The sequence below is a fragment of the Burkholderia pulmonis genome (assembly GCF_984667975.1).
The window spans coordinates 2635832-2653035 of sequence record NZ_OZ480187.1 but is presented as its reverse complement, the minus strand read 5'-3'; the positions used below and the strand labels follow the sequence as shown (position 1 = coordinate 2653035).

Sequence of the window (17204 nt, the reverse complement as noted above, 5' to 3'; positions counted from 1 at the left end):
AAATTTCGGCCGGACGACAATGGCGGCTATCGTATTCCGTTCAGTGAAATCGACGAGGAGAGTCGACATGCAGGAACCCCGTTCGACCGGAACATCGCCGGACGCACACGCGCCGCGTCCCGGCGAGGACGCCGCCGGCCCGGCCGATGCGGCCGGCGCACCGGGCGCCGGCATGCTGCAGCGCGCGTTCGCGATCCTGCGCGCGCTGGCCGGCATGCAGCAGGACGGCGTGCGCGTCACGCATCTCGCAAAGGCCGTCGGTCTCACGCAGGGCACCGCGCACCGGATCCTGCAATCGCTGATCGCCGAAGGGATGGTCGAACAGGACGAACAGTCCAAGCTGTACCGGCTGAGCGTCGACTTCTTCGCGCTCGCCGCGCAGGCCGGCAACCCGAGCAGCATGCGTACGCTGTGCCGTCCCGCGCTGCTGAGACTGTGCGCGAGCCTCGGCGAGACCATCTTCCTGCTGGTGAAGAGCGGCTTCGACGCCGTGTGTCTCGACCTGTGCGAAGGGCCGTTCCCGATCCGTTCGTTTACCGGCGACATCGGCGGGCGTATCGCGCTCGGCGTCGGGCAGGGCAGCCTCGCGATCCTCGCGTTCCTGCCCGAAGCCGAACGCGAGGAAGTGATCCGCTTCAACGTGCCGCGCATTCGCGGCTACGGCGTGCTCGACGAGGTGTACCTGCGCACCGAGATCGAACGCGTGCGGCAGCTCGGCTACGCGGGCCGCAACAGCGGCGTGCTCGACGGGATGGCCGGTGTCGCGGTGCCGATCCTCGATCGCACCGGTTATCCGGTGGGCGCATTGAGCGTCGGCACGCTCGCGTCGCGCCTCGGCGACGACCGGATGCCGATGGTCGTCGAACTGTTGCGGCGCCAGGCCGACGCGATCGGGCCGCGTACCAATCCGTTCGATGCCGCGTTGCGGCGGCCGATGCACGGGCTATCAGGGAAAACCGCATAGCCGCGTCGCGCGTCGCCGTATCGTCAGCTTGCTTACGCAAGCCATTCACGTCCGATCAAAACGCACCGCGCCAAACCGGCCTGCGCGCTTTCGTTTCTCTTGCGGGGTCGCGTGACCCCGCGCATTTCCCCCTTCATCGCCTCCCATTCGATTTTCAACTGCTGCCCAGTTGAACATTTCATTTCTTGATGCGGTTGCGGCTGGATACCATCCAGCCACTGTCTAGACAAGCCGAACGGCGCGTATGGACGGGATCAATAAAACACAACATCGATGAGCAGGTTTGGAGAGGAGATGATGGAGATGGTGCGAATGAAGGGTGGGAAGACGGGCGCCGCAACGGGCGCCGCGATCGCAATGCTGTTCGCCGGCGCCGTGCACGCGCAGTCGACGGTGACGCTGTACGGGATTGTCGATGCGGGCGTGACCTACACGAACAACGCAAAGGGCCATTCGCTGTGGCAGTTCACGGGCGGCAACGAGTCGGGCCCGCGCTGGGGCTTGATCGGTTCCGAGGATCTCGGTGGCGGCCTGAAGGCGAACTTCAAGCTTGAAAACGGCTTCAACGTCGCGAACGGCGCGCTCGGGCAGGGCGGCCGGATGTTCGGCCGGTCCGCATGGGTCGGCCTGAGCGGCGCGAACTGGGGCGCGGTGACGCTCGGCCGCCAGTACAACTCGACGCAGGACATCCTCGGCTCGCTGCAGATGAGCAGCTTCCTCGCGCAGTACTCGACGCACCCGTTCGACAACGACGACATCAACAACACGTTCCGCACCAACAACGCGGTCAAGTACATCTCGCCGACGATCGCAGGGCTGCAGGCGAACGTGATGGTCGGGTTCTCGAACTCGACCGGTTTCTCGAACGACAACACCTGGAGCGCCGGCGTCACGTACGTGAACGGGCCGCTCAACGCGGGCGCCGCGTATGCACGCATGAATCACCCGGCGAGCAGCGCGACGGGCGCCGTCGCGTCCGACAACTACTTCCCCGCGTCGGCATCGGTGTTCGGCGCCGGCCTGTCGAGCGCGGTGCGCCAGGATATCTGGGGCGCGGGCGGCAGCTACGCGATCGGGGCGGCGACGCTCGGCCTGCTGTATACGGGCTCGAATTTCGGGCAGGCGACGGGCGGCGCGCTGCGCTTCAACAACTACGAAGGCAGCCTGCGCTACATGATCACGCCCGCGCTGATGGCCGCGGGCGGCTACACCTATACGAAGGTCGCCCGCGGCGGCGACAGCGGCCACTATCAGCAGGTGTCGGCCGGCGTGCAGTACCTGCTGTCCAAGCGCACCGACGTGTACGTGAACGGCTTCTACCAGAAGGCGTCGTCGTCGGTGGGCAGCGCGTGGATCGAGGGCGCCGACAGCCCGTCGTCCACGACGTCGCAGGTGGCGGTGGTGGCCGGTATCCGCACGAAGTTCTGATGTCCTGACGCGTTCGCGCGTCTTCCGGAGGAGACACACATGAAACTCAAACTGTTGCTGGCGGCGCTGCCGTTCGTCGGGATGTATGCAGGCGGCTCGCTCGCCGAGGCACGTCCGCTGCTGTTCGGGCTGCCGTTCCTGCTCGTCTGGAACCTGATCTGGATGGCGGCGACCGCCGTGATCCTCGCGATCCTGTTCCATCTCGACGAGCGCGCCGCGGACCGCGACGGCCGCACGGGAGACGCGCGATGAACGTTTCGATCATCATCATCGCGGCGTTCGCCGTGTTCGCGCTGGCGATCGGCGTGATGGCGCGCCGCGGCCGCAAGCTCACGCTCGAACAGTGGGCGGTCGGCGGGCGCGGTTTCGGCTCGCTGCTCACATTCCTGCTGATGGCCGGCGAGGCGTTCTCGACGTTCTCGTTCCTCGGCGCGAGCGGCTGGACCTACAGCAAGGGCGTGCCGGCGTTCTACATCCTGTCGTACGGCTGCCTTGCGTTCGTGATCGGCTACTGGATGCTGCCGGCGGTCTGGCGCTACGCGAAGGAGCGCGGGCTCGTGTCGTTCGCCGATTACTTCGCGTCGAAGTACGACAGCCGCGCGATCGGCGTGCTGGTGTCGATCGTCGCGGTGTTCGCGATGGTGTCGCTGCTGATGATCCAGCTGCGCGGGCTCGGCGTGATCGTGTCGGAGATGTCGTACGGGCTGATTCCGCAAGCGGCCGCGATCTGGATCGCCGCGACGCTGATGGCCGTGTACATGGTCGTGTCGGGCATCCACGGCTCGGCGAGCATCGCGATCTTCAAGGACGTGCTGATCCTCGCGATCGCGATCTTCCTCGGCCTGTACCTGCCGATGCATTACTACGGCGGCCTCGGCGAGATGTTCGCGAAGATCGACGCCGCGCATCCCGAGCTGCTGCGCATGCCCGAGCACGGTTTCAACCTGAGCTGGTACAACTCGACGATCCTGCTCACGTCGCTCGGCTACTACCTGTATCCGCACGGCTTCACCGCGATCTACGTCGCGAAGGACGAACGCGCGCTGCGTCGCAACGTGATCCTGATGCCGCTGTACCAGGTGCTGATCGCATTCCTGTTCCTGGTCGGCTTCGCGGCCGTGATGACCGTGCACGGGCTCGAAGGTGCGCAGACCGACCTTGCGCTGCTGCGCCTCGTGAAGCAGACGTTCCCCGCGTGGTTCGTCGGCATCGTCGGCGGCACGGGCCTGCTGACCGCGCTGGTGCCGGGCTCGCTGATCATGCTGAACGCGTCGACGACGATCGCGCGCAACATCTACCGCGAAGGCTTCGCACCGAACGCGACCGACCGCGAGGTGACGCGCGTCGCGCGGATCGCGCTGCCGATCTTCACGCTGGTGGTCGTCTACTTCGTGCTGCGCGGCGGGGCGACCTTCGTCACGCTCGCGATCTTCTCGTCGAGCCTGCTCACGCAGCTCGTGCCGATGCTCGCGTCGAGCTTCCTGAAGCGACCGTTCGGCACGCGTGAAGGCGCGTTCGCGGGCATCGTCGCCGGCGCGATCGTGATCGCGATGACGAACTACTATGGCGTGACGCTCGCGGGGCTGTTCCCCGGCGCATCGAGCACGTTCACGTCGATCAACCCCGGGCTCGTCGCGCTCGCGGTGAACGCGGTGGTGTTCATCGCGATCAGCGCGGTGCAGCGCAAGCTGAAGGCCCGTGTCGCGGCGCCGGTCGGCTCCGCGTGACAGTGGCTGCGCCGTGTTGCGGCCGGGCCGTCGGGCAGTTGCCCGGCGGCGTTGCCGTTTGACGGCGCCCCGATCAATCGAACGACAACAGGACTACCCGTCATGACTACCGAGGACAAACGCGAAGACACACGCGACGAGAAGCGCGTAGCGATCGATACGCTGATCGTGAACGGCTGCGTGATCACGATGGACCCGCAGCGGCGCGTGATCGAGAACGGCGCGGTCGCCGTGGATGGCGATCGCATCGTCGCCGTCGGCCGCACCGACGCGCTGCAGGCGCGTTATCGCGCCGCACGTACGATCGACGCACGCCGCAAGGCCGTGCTGCCGGGCCTGATCGATGCGCATGCGCATGCGGGCCATGCGATGCTGCGCACGATCGGCGGCGCGGACGGCGATGCGTGGTCGGCCGCGGCCGAAACCATCTACACGCGCGCGTCGGACGAAGCGTTCTGGGAAACCGAATCGCATCTCGCCGCGCTCGAACGGCTGAAGGCCGGCGTGACGACCGGCGTGTCGCTGCTCGGCGGCGGCAATTCGATCATGCGCGTCGACGATCCGGTCTATGCGCGCCGCCATTGCGACGCGGTCGTGCGCACCGGCACGCGCTCGATCGTCGCGGTCGGCCCGTCGCGTCCGCCCGCGCCGCGTGCGTACACGCGCCACACGCCGGACGGCAGCGACACGCGCGACATCGATTTCGACACGATGTACGACGTGTGCGAACGCATCGTCGACGAATGCCACGGCGATGCCGACGGCCGGGTCAGGATCGCGTTGACGTTGCCCGTGTACGGCCCCGAGTACGACCCGGAACTCGCGCAGTACGAGCGCGACTTCCGCGACCAGGCCGCGCGCTACGGTGCGCTGGCGCGCGGGCGCGGGCTGACGTTCACGCAGGACGGCCATCGCGCGGGCACGCTCGCATTTGCGCATCGCGAGCTCGGGCTGCTCGGGCCGACGTCGTTCATGTCGCACAGCATCGACCTGACCGACGACGACATCGCGGCGTGCGTCGAGACGGGCACGGCGATCATCCACAATCCGAGCGCGATCATGTCGATCATCGGGCGCTGCCCGGTGCCCGAGCTGATCGATGCAGGCGTGACGGTGGCGATCGCGTCGGACGGCGCGGCGCCCGATCGCGGCTACGACATGTTCCGCCACATGTGGCAGTGCATGCACTATCACCGCCGGCATTTCCGCGACCCGGACGTGCTGCCGCACGGCAAGGTGCTGGAGATGGTGACGATCGACGCGGCGAAGGCGCTGTCGGTCGAGCACGAAGTCGGTTCGCTCGAAACCGGCAAGCTCGCGGACATCATCCTCGTCGACCTGTTCCGGCCGCACATGATGCCGATGAACATGCCCGTGTATCGCGTGACGTGTTTCGCGAATGCCGCGGACGTATGCATGACGATGGTCGGCGGCAGGGTGCTGATGGAGGACCGGAAGGTGTTGTCGGTCGACGAGAACGCGATTCTCGAGCGCGTGATGGAAGTGGCGGAAACGACGATGGAACGCAGCGGCCTGCGTCACCTGCTCGACGAGCCGAAGACGCTGTGGGGGCGCAGCCACTACTGAGCGATCGCGCGGGCGTTGTCGTGCGGCGGCGTGCAGGTCATGCCGGGCCGCCCGTTCGACAACGCCGCCCGGATCATCGACAATTTCCCGGTCTGCCGGCCCATTCGGGGCGGCGCTGAACGGGGGCATGCCGATGACCGGAATCTCCATTCGACCGGCGCATCTCGACGATGTACCGGCGATCGCCGAATTTCACGTCAAGTCGTGGCGGCATACCTATCGGGACATCGCGCCGCCGCACGCGTATGCCACGCTCGACGCGTCATACCGCAGCAAAATGTGGACGGACAAGCTGTCCGCGCATGACGGCAGCCTGGTCGTGCTCGTGGCGGAGACGGCGGGCAGGATGGTCGGGATGGGGGCCGCGGGCGGATCGTCGAAACCGGCATACGGCGGTCGCGGCGAGATCAGGTCGCTGTACGTCGATCCCGATTTCAAGCGTCGCGGCATAGGCCGCCTGCTGCTGTCACGGCTCGCGATTCATTTGAGAAGCGTGCCGTATCAAGGCGCCGCGTTGAGCGTCGTCAGGGAAAACGCGCCCGCGATCGCTTTCTATGAGGCGCTGAACGGGCGGCAGGTCGGCGAGTATGTCGATCCCGGGCCGGTGTGGCGATCGCACAATCTCGTGTATGCGTGGGACGATCTGACGAGCCTCATCGGCTGACGCGTGCCGCCAGCGGGGGTACGCGACGTTGCAGGTGGCCGATCGCATGCCAGAGCCCGTCATCGTGGACGATGGCTGCGTTACCGCTTGCGTTACGTCCTGCGCGACCGGTAGAGCGTGGGCCAGTCGCCGGGTTCGACACCGCCGCATGTCTCCTGTCGTACCGCGGACGACATCTGAAATGCGTGGCCATCCCAGATCCATTCGGTCCGAAAACCGCAATCGGTCATCCCGCGCCCTTTGCCGAAAGTCGACAGGGTGCCGGTAGCAGGATCGAAGTTCGGTTCGAACAGCGAGGTGTCTGAAACACCCCCGTCGGAATCCGTCAGCTTGACGGGCTCCGGTGCTCCGCCACCCGTGCGTGGCGTGATGAACACGTCGGACGATCCCTGGTAGGCACCCTGAATGCACGGAAGAAAGACCAGCGCTTTCTGTGCGTCGAGTGCATACGCGGCTTCTTCGAGATACTTCGACGCATTGTCCTCGCAGCTGCTCGCGTCCCGGATACGTTTCGTGCGCGCGATCAGGCTCTTTTCTTCCTGATCGGACAACTGCGCAGCGATCTTCCGTGCCGGGACGACCGGCAGCGAAGGGGCGGGCGTGACCTGCGACGCGGGGGCAGGGCCTTTGCGGATCAAGGCGGTCGCGCCGCCGATGCGCCCCTGCCGCTCATCGATGCGCAAGAGGGCGGCGACCATGCCGTCGAGCGGTACATACGTGCTTGCATCCTGGCCGACCTCGAGCTTCGTGCCGTTGCGAAGCCGGGAGACGAATGCGGCCACGGCGGCCGGCCGCGTGGTCGACAAGGTTGCGACGTTGTTGGTGTGATCGACGTTCACGCGCCACGCCGAATCGTCCAGCCGCAGCGGTGCGCCATCGATACGCAAGTCATCGAGATCGCGACGGGTATCGGTGACGACGCTCAGCCGTGCTTCGAGCGAGCCGTTCGGCCCGGCCGCACGAATGAAGCGCAAGTCCGCGCCGGTTTCGCCGCCGCTCGCGAACCCCTTCGCCTCGCAGGTCAGGCCGTTGTCGCAGGCGACCAGCCATGACTTGTAGGTGTTGTAGCTCGGCGCGTCGGCGTCCTGAGTCGGCGCGGCGCTGGCGACGAGCGGGGCGGCCGCGATCGCGAAAAGGGCCGTGAATACGGCGCCTGCCTTGATGGAACGAGTGCTCATGTCCGGCTGCGGGGTGGCGGGTGAAGTACATCGTAACGCAAGTGGCGTACCGGGCATGAAAGTACACCGGCGCGACGCTGCACCCGTTCGAACCGGATTGGCGTTTTTCGAGGGTTATACGACCTTTGAGCCATCTGCGTCACGTTCCATACTTCAGTCGAAGATCAAGCCGGGGAAAGCACACGAACGCGATGGCGCTTCGAACCTTCGGCCTGATCAATCACGACATGAAAAGGAACCGAAGATGAGGCTCAGGAACAAATCAGCGTTGATCACGGGTGGAACCAGCGGCATCGGTCTTGCAACGGCGAAGCTGTTCATCGCAGAAGGCGCACGGGTAGCGGTGACCGGCCGCGACGATGCCGTGTTCGAGCGGGTGAAGGCCGAGCTTGGCGAGCATGCGGTCGTGCTCAAGGGCGACGTCCGTTCGCTCGACGACATGCGGGCGATTGCCGCCGAGGTCAAGGAGCGGTTCGGCGGTCTGGACATCGTGTTCGCCAACGCCGGCTGGGCGTTCCCGTCCGCCGCCAACGACATCGACGACGCCCTCTATGGCGAGATCATGGACATCAACGTCAAGGGCGTGGTGTTCACGCTTCAGGCGGTGCTGCCGGCCTTGCGGGAGGGTTCGTCCGTCATCCTCAATACCTCGTTCGTCGCGCAGACCGGCAAGCACGGCATCTCGTTGACGGCGGCCGCGAAGGCCGCCGTGCGATCGCTGGCCCGCAGCTGGTCCTACGAGTTTCTCGACCGGAAAATCCGCTTCAACGCGATCGCGCCCGGCGCGATCGACACCCCGCTGCTCTCCCGGTGGGGCATGCCCGACGAATGGGTCCGCGACCGCAAGGCCGCGTTCGCCGAAGCGATTCCGGTCGGCCGCCTGGGCAAGGCCGAGGACATCGCGTACGCGGCGCTCTACCTCGCCAGCGACGAATCCGCCTACGTCGTCGGCACCGAACTGGTCGTCGATGGCGGCGCGTCGCAGCTCTGAGCCCGCGGTTCACGCATCCGGAGCCCGACACGTATCGCGGCTCCTCCACATCCCGATCCCACGTCCGCCACGCGTTGCGTCGTGGCGGTTGTTCAATCCGGCCCGGCCCGGTTGCGCTCACCGAGGGGGCCGAAGTGCAAGGAGAAATGATCTTGACCGACAGTAGCGATAACCACGCGTCCACAACGCCACTCACGCGGACAGGCCGTTCGCGCCGCGATATGCTCAAGCTTGGCGGCGTCGCCACGCTCGGCGCCGTCCTGGGCGGCGGCGCGTTGCTCGGGCACGCCACGCCCGCGCTCGCGCAGGCAGGCAGCGACGGCCTGCTTGCCCCGAACGACCCCCTCAATATCCTGATCGTCAATTACGACGGGGGGACGCTGCTCGACTTCGCCGGCCCCAGCGAGATTTTCCACCGGCTGCCGAATACGCACGTTCGTTACGCGAGCCTCAACGGCGGTAACGTGACGCTCGAATTCGGCGTCGTGTACGGCAATACCGAACGGCTGGCCGATATCGACAGGACGGACCTGATTCTCGTTCCCGGCGGGTCCGACCTGAGCGTGCCGATGCAACCGGCGTATCAGGCGCAGATCCGGCGCCTGGCGCAAAGCGCCAAGCACGTGACGTCGGTGTGCAACGGGTCGCTCGTGCTTGCCGCAACCGGCGTGCTCGATGGCAAGCGCAGCGCCTGTCATTGGGCCTTCGTCAACAAGCTGTCCGAATACGGCGCCATTCCCGTTCCCGATCGCTTCGTCGAGGACGACAACGGCCGCTTCATGAGCGGTGGCGGCGTGACGGCGGGCATCGACTTCGCCCTTCGCGTGGCGGAGAAGCTGCGTGGTCGACAGGCTGCCGAGTTCACGCAGCTCGTGATCGAATACGATCCCGCTCCGCCGTTCCATTCCGGTCATCCGAGGGACGCACGGCCGGAAGTCGTCGCGATGGTCGACAAGAAACTGCCCGGTGCGTCCAGGGGGCTCGCACGCATCCCCGGCGTTCGCTGAACGCATGCCACCCATGTGGGCGAGGCCATCCGCCGGCCTCGCCGAAGGCCGCAGGCGACGCTGCCTGCGCCGCCTGCCCGTTCGGGCACCCGCTTCAATTCACGCCACAACCGGAAATCATTCGATGCAACAGATCCGTCTTTGTACTGCCGCGCTCGCAGCCTGCGTGTCCTTTTTCGCCTTCACGGCGCCGGCTGTCGCCGGTGGTTCGCAACGCCTTCCCGAAGCGGCCATCAAGGCCGAAAACGCGCGATGGGCCGATGCATTCTCGCGGGGAGACTACGAGGCGATCGGTCGCCTCTATACCGACGACGGCGCACTCCTGCCGCCGGGAGGCGACAAGGTCACGGGGCGCCGCGCGATCGTCGACTACTTCTCGAGCGGGTATGCAGGATCGAAGCCCGGGACTGTCTCGTTCAGCAACTACGAGTTTTACGGTAACGATCGGGCCGTGACGGAAGTGTCGGATGCGGAGGTGCGCGACCACGACGGGAAGCTCAAGATCCGCGCCAAGCAGATTCTCGTCTTCCTGAAGCAGGGCGGCGCCTGGAAGCTGCATCGCGACATGTGGAATGCCTACCCTGCCGTCAAGCCTGACGGCCAGTGAGTATCCGGCAGTATCCGGCGCGATGGCGCGTCGCGTACCCACGCACCCATGGCCCGTTAGCGGGGCGGTGACCGCGCCGCGCGTTGATCGGCAGACCTGATCAGCGCGCTGCGCCCGATCGGCTCTCGCGTCGAATCGCTTGCGGCGGGTGCCCGTGCAGCTTGATGAAGGCCCGCCGCATCCGTTCCGGATCGGTGAATCCCACCGCCAGCGCAATCTGTTCGATCGGCTCGCTCCCCCCCTGCAGGCGCAGCCGCGCGGCTTCGACGCGCAAGCGCTCGACTGCCCTGGCCGGCGTTTCACCGGTTTCCCGGCGAAACGCGCGCCCGAACTGCCGCACGCTCAGACTCGCGGCATCCGCGAGCCGTTCGACGGGCAATGCTTCCGCCAGATGTTCCCTCGCGAAATTCAGCGCGATGCGGATCCGGTCCGATTCCGGTTCCATCTGCGACATCGCGGAGAATTGCGACTGTCCGCCCGGTCGACGATACGGAACGACCAGCAACCTGGAGACCGCGCGCGCAATCTCCGCGCTCAGGTCTTTTTCGATGATGCCGAGCGCCAGGTCGATTCCGGACGCGATGCCCGCCGACGTCCAGACACGGCCATCCACGACGTAGATACTGTCGCCGTCGACTTTGATGCGGGGGAAGCGCGACTGCATCAGCGCAGCGTATCGCCAGTGCGTCGCGGCCCTCAAGCCGTCCAGCGCGCCGGTTTCCGCAAGCAGGAACGCGCCCGTACACACGCTGGCGACCCGCGAGGCCCTGGCGGCCAGTTTTCTGGCGGCGGCGACGTTGTCCGGTGTCTGCATCGGATCGATGTCACCGCCCACGAAAACGACGGTGTCGAACGTGCGCCTGCCGATCGGCTTCGTCTCGATCGACAGGCCCGTATTGCCGGCAATCGGGCCGCCGGATTGCGAGATGACATGGAGGTCATAGGGCGTATGGCCGGCAGCCGTGGCTACCTGATTGAAGGCCGACAGCGGCCCGCCAAGGTCAAGCGCATCGTAGCCGCGGCAAACGAAGAATCCGATTCGATGCATGACAGGGCAGATACCGAAAAACTCAGGAAGGCGTATTTTACCGGGAACCCTCAAATAGTGTCATTCGGCCTGAAACGAGGGAAATAGGTCCTTTACGTCTCCGTCGATTGCCCGTGCGGCCGACCGGGCACGACGCTGTCCGGCGCCAGCCGCAGGACCGTCGCGGGCGCAGCCCTGAACGCCGGGCTTCGTGCATCGTTGGCGATCATGTGGGGCGTCACGTCGTGAGCGGCCAGCGCGTCGGCCGAGGCCCAGCGCTCGATCAGCACGAACCTGTTTTCATCGTCGACGACGGGATGAAGATCGTATTGGAGACACCCGTGCTCGGCCCGCACGACGGGCGCCAGGTGTTCATACGCGGCAATCTGTTCGTGACGCTTTCCGGGCATGGTCTGGATCGAGATGATGAGCAGCACCTCGTTTCCGTTGTTCCGGTTTTGACGATCGACTTCGTTCATGGCGACTCCTGGCTAATGTGATGCCGACAAGAAGCGGAGAGCCGTAAACGCAAAGAGCCCCGTCGCTTGCCGGCGGGGCTCTGGTGACATGCAACTGCGAAGACTACCGCGCGCGCGTTCCCGACGACCCACCGGTGCCGATGGTTGTCGTTGTAATGACGGTTGCGAGGAAAATCGGATCGAGCTGCATGGGTTCAAGATACCGTGATCGACGGGGACGCGTCAATTGAACCGGATTCCCCTGGCCGTGAAACTAGCGACGGTAGATGTATTCAAGGTCGGTCGATTCACCGACCTTGAAATCGTACGTGCCGACCTGCCTGAAACCGGCCTTCTCGTAGAACGCGATGGCCTTCGCGTTGCCGGACCACACGCCCAGCCATACCGGGCCGGGGCGTTCGTCGGCGAGATAGTCCAGCGCGGCGTCGAACAACGCGCGTCCGGCGCCGGTTCCCTGCGTGCCGCGTCGCAGGTAGATCTGATGTATCTCGCCGGAATCGTCGGCGACTTCCGGGTGCGGGAGCTTGCACGGCCCGGCGTGCGCGTAGCCGACCAGCGCGCCGTCGTCGCCTTCGGCGACCCACGTGCGGCACTGCGGGTCGTCGAGCTGGCCGGTGATCGCGGCAACCGAATAGGCCCGGGCTTCGTATGCGGCAAGATCGTCCGGCGGGTAGTTGATGTCGAAGCCGTCCTGCAGAAAGGTTTCGCGAAACGTGTCGCGCTTCAGTTCGGCAAGCGGGACGGCATCGGCCAGTGTCGCAACGCGGATCAACATCGCAGGGGTCTCGTTTTGGTGGTCAGGCAGACAGTTTATCGCGGGTGGCTTCAGGCCGGCGCGCGCGGTCGATCGCCGCGCGCGTCGTCGCAGCGATCGCCGCGACGGCCCGCCGCCGCGCCGCCGCCCGTCAGCCGCCGATCGTCGCCGTCGGACGCACGACGATCTCGTTCACGTCGACATCGGCGGGCTGCGCGATCGCATACGCAATCGCCGCCGCGATCGCGTCCGGCTCGAGCGCAATGCTGCGGTACTTCGCCATCAATTCGGCGGCGGCCGGGTCCGTGATCGTATCGGCCAGCTCGGACGTGACGACACCCGGACAAATGCTCGTGACGCGCAGCGTGTCGTTCTCCTGCCGCAAGCCGTCGGAGATCGCGCGCACCGCATACTTCGTGGCGCAATAGACGGCGGCCGTCGGCGACACCCGCAATCCGCCGATCGACGACACGTTGACGATCTGGCCGAAGCCCTGGCGATTCATCACCGGCAGCACGGCCGCGACGCCGTACAGCACGCCCTTGATGTTGACGTCGACCATACGATCCCACTCGTCCACTTTCAGCGACGCCATCGGCGAGAGCGGCATGACGCCCGCATTGTTGACGATGACGTCGATCCGCCCGTATTCGGCGAGCGCGGCTTCGACGAACGCGACGTTGTCGTCGCGGCGCGTCACGTCGAGCGGGCGCCACGCCGCGGTGCCGCCCTGGGCGCGAATGTCGCCGGCCAGGGCCGCGAGACGTTCGGTGCGGCGCGCGCCGAGCATCAGACGCGCACCGCGCTCGCCCAGATAGCGGGCGGTCGCTTCGCCGATCCCGCTGCTCGCGCCCGTGATCAGGACCACTTTTTGTTCGATGTTGTGACTCGTCATTTCCGTTCCTCGGTTCAGGGTGAAGAACCGACAGCATCGCGCGGAAGCCGGCGCGGCCGTTATCCCGCGAGTCCGCATTTCTTGCACGATTCTCCGAAAGTTCATGGGGCACGATCCGGCGGACAATCGGGCATGCGACACTCGGGCCATGGAGAAAATCGATGATCTCGCGGCGCTGATCGCGCGCCATGCGCCTGGCGACGGCGCCGTCGAGACGGCGATTGCCGGGCTGGGCCTGCTGCGCTCGTCGGCCGCGACGGAGCCCGTGCACACGCTCTACGAGCCTTCCTGCTGCATCGTCGCGCAAGGGCGCAAGCGCGCGGTGGTCGGCGGGCGCGAGTATCAATACGATCCGTCGAACTACCTGATCGTCGGCCTGGACTTGCCGGTCATCGGTGCAGTGCTCGAGGCCAGCGCGGACAAGCCGTATCTCAGCGTGCGATTGCCGCTGAACCGCCCGGCGCTCGCCGACATGCTCATGCACGATTCGACGAAGCCCGACCGACGCGCGGAGCGCGATGCGCCGGCGATCGCGGTAGAGGCCGCGACGCCGCACCTGATCGACGCGGCCGCGCGGCTGCTGCAGCTGCTCGACTCGCCCGACGACGTGCCCGCGCTCGCGCCGCTGATCGAGCGCGAGATTCTCTATCGCCTGTTGCGCGGGCCGCACGCCGACATGTTGCGCCAGATTGCCTATCAGACCGGCCGTATCAGCCGGATCCAGAAGGCGATCGCGTTCATTCGCCGCCATTTCACCGAAGAATTCGCGATCGACGAACTGGCCGCGCTGGCGGACATGAGCGTGTCGACCTTCCACGCGCAGTTCAAGGCCGCCACGCACATGAGTCCGCTGCGGTTTCGCGCGCAGATCCGCTTGCAGGAGGCGCGCCGCCTGATGCTGACGGAAGGGCTGGGTGCGGCGGAAGCGGGGTTTCGTGTCGGCTACGAAAGCCCGTCCCAGTTCAGCAGGGAGTATGGGCGCCTGTTCAGCACGCCGCCCAAGCGCGACGCGGCAAAGCGCAAGGCGTCGGCGCTGGCCTGACCCGGCTGCCGTGACGATCCGGGGCGCCGATGCCGCAATCATGCCGATGCCGATGGTTGACCGTCGGCGGACATGCTAGGATTTCCGTCAAACAACTTCGGAGACGCTGCGATGCCGTTCATCTGCGAAAACGTTGAATGTCGTGCCGTGCTGGCTCGGGGGCAGGTCAAGCCCCACCAGGACGATGCGGGGTGGTGCTTTCACTGCCCGGACTGCAAGGCCAGGAACGAGCTGATGAATATCGGCATCGCAGGCGGAGCGGTCGAGCTGCTTCAGCCGGAACGGGCCAGCCCGCCGCACAAGGTCGTCGCGACGGCCCGGCCACTGGACGACGGCCGATACGCGGCACAGCTGAGCGTTCAGCGGGCACTCGCCGTGAAGGGAACGTACGCGGCCGAAGAGCACTGGGATCAGCTCGGCGTGTTCGGCGATGCGCAGGAGGCGGTCGCGCATGCGAGGTCTTTCGCAACGGACTTGCTGCAACGCGCGGCCTAGTCGGCCGGTTTCCGTACACGAAGAAAGGGCGTCGCGCAGGAATGCGCGACGCCTTTTTGCGTCCTGCGCCCGCGTCCGTCAGTTGTAGATATCGAACGAGAAGTACTTCTTCGCGATCCGCTGATACGTCCCGTCCTGAATCAGGCTCGCAAGCGCCTGGTTGATCTGCGTGCGCAGCGCGTCGTCGTCCTTGCGCATGCCGATCGCCGAGCCCACACCGAGTGTCTTGGGATCATGCAGCGCCGGCCCCGCGAACGCGAAGTTCGCACCCTTCGCGGTTTTCAGGAAACCGAGATCGGCCTGCACCGACGATTGCAACGACGCGTCGAGCCGGCCCGACAGCAAATCCTGGTACACGAGATCCTGCGTCTGGTACGTGCGGACGATCACGCCCTTCGGTTCCCAATAGGCGCGCGCATAGGTTTCCTGCGTCGTCCCCTGTTCGACGCCGACGCTCTTGCCCTGCAGCGACTCGGCGGTCGGCTGCAGGTTCGACCCGCGTCGCGCGACGAGGCGTGGCGGCACGTTGTTGATCTTGTCGGTGAACGCGATCTGCGCGAGCCGCTTCTCGGTCACGCTCATCGACGACAGCACGCCGTCGAACTTGCGCGCCTTCAGCGCCGGAATCATCCCGTCGAACGCGTTCTCGACCCACACGCAGCGCACCTTCATCCGTTCGCAGATCGCATTGCCGAGATCGATGTCGAAGCCGACGAGCTTGCCGTCGGGCGCGAGCGATTCGAACGGCGCGTAGCTGGGATCGACGCCGAGACGCAGCACCGCCGGATCCTTCGCGGTGGCGGCGCCCGCCGTCAGCGCGAGCGCGACGGCCAGAACGAGCTTTTTCATGATTGTCTCCATTACCGGTTGATGTTGTTTGTGGTGAAGCGGGGATGCGGCCGTTGGGCGTGACGGCCTGCGCCCGGCCATGCGCGGGCGGCGGGGCGGTCGCCGTCACAGGCCGGCGGCCGCCCCGATTCGAAGGGGGCTTTACCGGGCGGTGCCGGTGATGCGCGCCATGCTGTGCCGGTAGCTGGCAGGCGAGAACGCCGCGTTCAGCGCGGCCATCGATGCGATCACGGCGAGATGCATCCACCACGCGATCGCGAAGCCGCCGCCCGCGTCGCGCAGCCAGCCGATCAGCCAGGGGCTCGCGGCGACGGTCAGGAAGCCGATGCCCTGTACGAACGCGGCCAGCGCGCCGGCCAGCCGCGCATCGGGCAGGTGGTCGAGCGTGACGATCAGGCACATCGAGAAGAAGCCGCCGAGCCCGAGGCCGACGCTCGCGACCCACAGCCACGGCGCGAGCGCGGGCAGCGTCGCGAAGCCGATGAAGCCGGCCGCCTGCAGCGCCAGCGTGAGCCACAGCACGGTGCGGCGGTCGGGCGAACGTTTCGCGAGCATCGGCATCGTGAGCGCGCCGGTTGCCTGGAACAGCGCCATCCACGCGAGCAGGTTGCCGCTCGCCTGCGGGCTCATGCCGACGCTGCGGTAGAACGCCGGCAGCCACGCGACGAGGCTCGCATAGCCGCTGTTGCTGAGGCCGAAGAACAGCGCGAGCTGCCACGCACGCGGAATGCGGACGAACGCGGTGATCGGCGTCGACATGGCCGTCGCATGCACGGTGTCGCGCGGCGCTTTCGCGCGCCACAGGGCGAGCGTGACGAGCGCGGGTACGGCCCACACGGCGAGCGCGAGATGCCAGCCGCCGTGCGTGGCGAGCCACGGGCTCGCGACCGCGCCGAATGCGCCGCCGCCGACGAGCGCCGCCGAATAGAGGCCCATCGCAAGCGGCAGCCGGTCGACGAACCAGCGTTTCGCGAGGCCCGGCACGAGCGCCTGGACCACCGCGACGCCCGCGCCGGCGGCGATCGCGGTCGCGATCAGTCCCGCGCTGTCGTGCGTCCACAGGCGTGCCGCGCAGCCGGCCGCGATCAGCGCAAGCGCGGCGGTCAGCGCGCGCTGCTCGCCGAAGCGCCGCGCGAGCCCGACGCCGACCCCGGCGACGACCCCCATCAGCACGAACGGCAGCGTGGTCAGCAATGCGGCCGCGCGAAAGCCGAGACCGGTGTCGGCGCGCACGACGTCGAGCACGGGGCCGAACGCGGTCAGGAACGGGCGCAGGTTGAGGCCGGCCAGCACCAGCAGCGCGAGCGCGCCATGGGACACGGAAGCCGCGTGCGGGCGGGAGGCGGCTGGCGCGGTGCCGGGGTCGGTCATCGGGATGCTCCAGGGAGGGGCCGGTGGCCCTGTGATGCGATGCCGAAAGGGTAAGCGCGCGCTACGCCAGGAGAAAATTAAATATTCGACTGGGAATCAGTGCGGATTGCGATGGGACGAAGGCGGCCGAAGGGGACGG

At 66.6% G+C, this 17204-nt stretch carries 18 protein-coding genes; 11 read left to right on the top strand and 7 right to left on the bottom strand.

Features of this window, described 5'->3' with window-relative positions; genetic code table 11:
• Positions 1–67 precede the first annotated feature (67 nt).
• The 6 genes from AC5LXK_RS28575 (at position 68) to AC5LXK_RS28550 (ending at position 6370) form a co-directional block, all read left to right on the top strand.
• A complete protein-coding gene (locus AC5LXK_RS28575; RefSeq protein WP_493391999.1) occupies positions 68–964 on the top strand; it encodes an IclR family transcriptional regulator in 897 nt (298 codons plus the stop codon).
• 303 nt (positions 965–1267) lie between these two features.
• Positions 1268–2392, top strand: coding sequence for a porin (locus AC5LXK_RS28570; RefSeq protein WP_493391998.1), 1125 nt, complete (start codon positions 1268–1270; stop codon positions 2390–2392).
• A 39-nt stretch (positions 2393–2431) separates the two neighbouring features.
• Positions 2432–2644, top strand: coding sequence for a DUF3311 domain-containing protein (locus AC5LXK_RS28565; RefSeq protein ID WP_493391997.1), 213 nt, complete (start codon positions 2432–2434; stop codon positions 2642–2644).
• Positions 2641–4119 (top strand): sodium:solute symporter family protein, encoded by a 1479-nt coding sequence (locus AC5LXK_RS28560; RefSeq protein ID WP_493391996.1) that lies wholly within the window; start codon positions 2641–2643, stop codon positions 4117–4119. The genes AC5LXK_RS28565 and AC5LXK_RS28560 overlap by 4 nt, the downstream gene beginning before the upstream one ends.
• 102 nt (positions 4120–4221) lie before the next feature.
• The gene (locus AC5LXK_RS28555) at positions 4222–5706 is read left to right on the top strand and encodes an amidohydrolase family protein (protein ID WP_493391995.1); all 1485 of its coding nucleotides are present in this window, start codon (positions 4222–4224) and stop codon (positions 5704–5706) included.
• Positions 5707–5839: 133 nt separating this feature from the next.
• Complete coding sequence (locus tag AC5LXK_RS28550; RefSeq protein ID WP_493391994.1) at positions 5840–6370, top strand: GNAT family N-acetyltransferase; 531 nt, start codon at positions 5840–5842, stop codon at positions 6368–6370.
• Between the two features lie 92 nt (positions 6371–6462).
• On the opposite strand, the gene AC5LXK_RS28545 is transcribed toward AC5LXK_RS28550, so the two are convergent.
• Entirely contained in the window at positions 6463–7605 is a 1143-nt protein-coding gene (locus tag AC5LXK_RS28545; RefSeq protein ID WP_493391993.1) for a DUF1176 domain-containing protein, read from the bottom strand.
• A gap of 187 nt (positions 7606–7792) precedes the next feature.
• Here AC5LXK_RS28545 and AC5LXK_RS28540 point away from each other — a divergent pair, with 187 nt between their 5' ends.
• From AC5LXK_RS28540 to AC5LXK_RS28530, 3 genes are all read left to right on the top strand, one after another.
• Positions 7793–8539, top strand: coding sequence for an SDR family oxidoreductase (locus AC5LXK_RS28540; protein ID WP_493391992.1), 747 nt, complete (start codon positions 7793–7795; stop codon positions 8537–8539).
• A 152-nt stretch (positions 8540–8691) separates the two neighbouring features.
• A complete protein-coding gene (locus AC5LXK_RS28535) occupies positions 8692–9546 on the top strand; it encodes a DJ-1/PfpI family protein (RefSeq protein WP_493391991.1) in 855 nt (284 codons plus the stop codon).
• A 124-nt stretch (positions 9547–9670) separates the two neighbouring features.
• On the top strand, positions 9671–10153 hold the full coding sequence (locus AC5LXK_RS28530; RefSeq protein WP_493391990.1) for a YybH family protein: 483 nt from the start codon (positions 9671–9673) through the stop codon (positions 10151–10153).
• 100 nt (positions 10154–10253) lie between these two features.
• Here the strand turns inward: AC5LXK_RS28530 and AC5LXK_RS28525 are convergent, their stop codons facing one another.
• From AC5LXK_RS28525 to AC5LXK_RS28510, 4 genes are all read right to left on the bottom strand, one after another.
• Positions 10254–11201 (bottom strand): GlxA family transcriptional regulator, encoded by a 948-nt coding sequence (locus AC5LXK_RS28525; protein WP_493391989.1) that lies wholly within the window; start codon positions 11199–11201, stop codon positions 10254–10256.
• A gap of 92 nt (positions 11202–11293) precedes the next feature.
• Complete coding sequence (locus AC5LXK_RS28520) at positions 11294–11659, bottom strand: putative quinol monooxygenase (protein WP_493391988.1); 366 nt, start codon at positions 11657–11659, stop codon at positions 11294–11296.
• 253 nt (positions 11660–11912) lie between these two features.
• On the bottom strand, positions 11913–12434 hold the full coding sequence (locus tag AC5LXK_RS28515) for a GNAT family N-acetyltransferase (RefSeq protein ID WP_493391987.1): 522 nt from the start codon (positions 12432–12434) through the stop codon (positions 11913–11915).
• A gap of 130 nt (positions 12435–12564) precedes the next feature.
• The gene (locus AC5LXK_RS28510; protein WP_493391986.1) at positions 12565–13308 is read right to left on the bottom strand and encodes an SDR family oxidoreductase; all 744 of its coding nucleotides are present in this window, start codon (positions 13306–13308) and stop codon (positions 12565–12567) included.
• Between the two features lie 148 nt (positions 13309–13456).
• Here AC5LXK_RS28510 and AC5LXK_RS28505 point away from each other — a divergent pair, with 148 nt between their 5' ends.
• Positions 13457–14350 carry an AraC family transcriptional regulator gene (locus AC5LXK_RS28505; RefSeq protein WP_493391985.1) on the top strand — a complete coding sequence of 298 codons (894 nt, stop codon included), beginning with the start codon at positions 13457–13459 and terminating at the stop codon, positions 14348–14350.
• A gap of 111 nt (positions 14351–14461) precedes the next feature.
• Positions 14462–14845 (top strand): hypothetical protein, encoded by a 384-nt coding sequence (locus AC5LXK_RS28500; protein WP_493391984.1) that lies wholly within the window; start codon positions 14462–14464, stop codon positions 14843–14845.
• Positions 14846–14923: 78 nt separating this feature from the next.
• Here the strand turns inward: AC5LXK_RS28500 and AC5LXK_RS28495 are convergent, their stop codons facing one another.
• A complete protein-coding gene (locus AC5LXK_RS28495) occupies positions 14924–15694 on the bottom strand; it encodes an ABC transporter substrate-binding protein (RefSeq protein ID WP_493391983.1) in 771 nt (256 codons plus the stop codon).
• A gap of 141 nt (positions 15695–15835) precedes the next feature.
• A complete protein-coding gene (locus AC5LXK_RS28490; RefSeq protein WP_493391982.1) occupies positions 15836–17065 on the bottom strand; it encodes a cyanate transporter in 1230 nt (409 codons plus the stop codon).
• Positions 17066–17204: the final 139 nt, after the last annotated feature.

Excerpts from the sequence above, each read along its gene's own strand:
- AC5LXK_RS28550 (WP_493391994.1), top strand. The coding sequence starts at position 5,840 with ATGACCGGAATCTCCATTCGACCGGCGCATCTCGACGATGTACCGGCG.
- AC5LXK_RS28510 (WP_493391986.1), bottom strand. The coding sequence starts at position 13,308 with ATGACGAGTCACAACATCGAACAAAAAGTGGTCCTGATCACGGGCGCG.
- AC5LXK_RS28570 (WP_493391998.1), top strand. The coding sequence starts at position 1,268 with ATGGTGCGAATGAAGGGTGGGAAGACGGGCGCCGCAACGGGCGCCGCG.
- AC5LXK_RS28540 (WP_493391992.1), top strand. The coding sequence starts at position 7,793 with ATGAGGCTCAGGAACAAATCAGCGTTGATCACGGGTGGAACCAGCGGC.
- AC5LXK_RS28530 (WP_493391990.1), top strand. The coding sequence starts at position 9,671 with ATGCAACAGATCCGTCTTTGTACTGCCGCGCTCGCAGCCTGCGTGTCC.
- AC5LXK_RS28545 (WP_493391993.1), bottom strand. The coding sequence starts at position 7,605 with ATGCCCGGTACGCCACTTGCGTTACGATGTACTTCACCCGCCACCCCG.
- AC5LXK_RS28520 (WP_493391988.1), bottom strand. The coding sequence starts at position 11,659 with ATGAACGAAGTCGATCGTCAAAACCGGAACAACGGAAACGAGGTGCTG.
- AC5LXK_RS28495 (WP_493391983.1), bottom strand. The coding sequence starts at position 15,694 with ATGAAAAAGCTCGTTCTGGCCGTCGCGCTCGCGCTGACGGCGGGCGCC.
- AC5LXK_RS28575 (WP_493391999.1), top strand. The coding sequence starts at position 68 with ATGCAGGAACCCCGTTCGACCGGAACATCGCCGGACGCACACGCGCCG.
- AC5LXK_RS28490 (WP_493391982.1), bottom strand. The coding sequence starts at position 17,065 with ATGACCGACCCCGGCACCGCGCCAGCCGCCTCCCGCCCGCACGCGGCT.
- AC5LXK_RS28565 (WP_493391997.1), top strand. The coding sequence starts at position 2,432 with ATGAAACTCAAACTGTTGCTGGCGGCGCTGCCGTTCGTCGGGATGTAT.
- AC5LXK_RS28560 (WP_493391996.1), top strand. The coding sequence starts at position 2,641 with ATGAACGTTTCGATCATCATCATCGCGGCGTTCGCCGTGTTCGCGCTG.
- AC5LXK_RS28500 (WP_493391984.1), top strand. The coding sequence starts at position 14,462 with ATGCCGTTCATCTGCGAAAACGTTGAATGTCGTGCCGTGCTGGCTCGG.
- AC5LXK_RS28505 (WP_493391985.1), top strand. The coding sequence starts at position 13,457 with ATGGAGAAAATCGATGATCTCGCGGCGCTGATCGCGCGCCATGCGCCT.
- AC5LXK_RS28515 (WP_493391987.1), bottom strand. The coding sequence starts at position 12,434 with ATGTTGATCCGCGTTGCGACACTGGCCGATGCCGTCCCGCTTGCCGAA.
- AC5LXK_RS28555 (WP_493391995.1), top strand. The coding sequence starts at position 4,222 with ATGACTACCGAGGACAAACGCGAAGACACACGCGACGAGAAGCGCGTA.
- AC5LXK_RS28525 (WP_493391989.1), bottom strand. The coding sequence starts at position 11,201 with ATGCATCGAATCGGATTCTTCGTTTGCCGCGGCTACGATGCGCTTGAC.